Source organism: Robinsoniella sp., from assembly GCF_034124845.1.
In genome coordinates, this window is sequence record NZ_JAWYAJ010000589.1 from 4,393 (window position 1) to 5,452 (window position 1,060).

Annotated in this window: 1 protein-coding gene; it reads right to left on the reverse strand. The window is 32.0% G+C overall.

Annotation, left to right across the window (positions count from 1 at the left end):
• Positions 1–22 precede the first annotated feature (22 nt).
• Positions 23–1,060: hypothetical protein (locus ACH2DQ_RS29055; RefSeq protein WP_395028813.1), on the reverse strand; the 1,038-nt coding region annotated here is incomplete at its 5' end.

The following is a 1,060-nucleotide window of genomic DNA, read 5'->3' on the forward strand; positions in this document are numbered from 1 at the left end:
ATTAAAATGTTTGTGATATTAACTATTTTGTAAGGTCATTAATATAGGTATTCCATAATTCGTAATTCAGGTCGATCATATTTTTAATCTTATACTGAATTTGGTTATTTAAAATATCATACATTTTCCGGGTCTTAAATACATGAAGTTTTTCCAGTTTGTTTGTGCTGTTATAGGTATAAATAATCGTATATTTACCGGTAAAAAGAACAGTGACCGGTGGAAAATCATTCGTTATTATTTTTAACTTTTTCTGGCTGTTACGGGTGATATATTTATTAAACCTTTTCAGGAAAGTGATGCGGGATGCCGTGGGGATTGTTAATTCTCCGAACAAAGGAACGATGGTTTTGCCTTGTGTATAAAAGTCTGTCATTGCGTAAGTCGAAACATAAAATTCAGAGTTGCCGGACAATAATCGTTTAAATAATTTTTGCATTTGTTTATATAAAATTATTTTATGCTCTTTACGGTTAAGATCATCATCCCGGATTAAATAGCCCATAGAAAGAAAGTTATATACTGCATTTATGCCGCTGTCCGTCAATTCGTCCACAAAGGCAGGATGCTGTTCTAAATATTTAATTGCTTCCTCGCTGGTATAGCTTAATTTATTTATATATCCATTTAACAAAGTATTGTGAAATATTGTCAGGTAACTTTGGTGTTTAATCAGCTGCATAAACATGGTTCCGTCTATTTGTGTAGTGAAATTCACGAGAAATCTTCCTTTAAGCAGAATAAAAGGATTGTCAATTTGTTTTTTTATCTCCCAAAGATTCATTTGGGCATATTCCTGAATCCGCGTAATACTGGAAAGAATATCAAACTGTTGAACAGTGAGCGTGTCAAATTGCGATAAATCCACCACATAGTTTATTATAACATTTCTCATTTTTTCCGGACAGGCTGATTGTATTCTTTTGAAAATTTCGTCGTAATATGTGTCATAGTTGAAAAAAGAACTGTAAAATACATATTTTTCATTGCCAGGTTTATTTACCATCTCATCTGAAATCAGGATACACAAAATATTCAAGATCATTTTGTCTCCCATGTA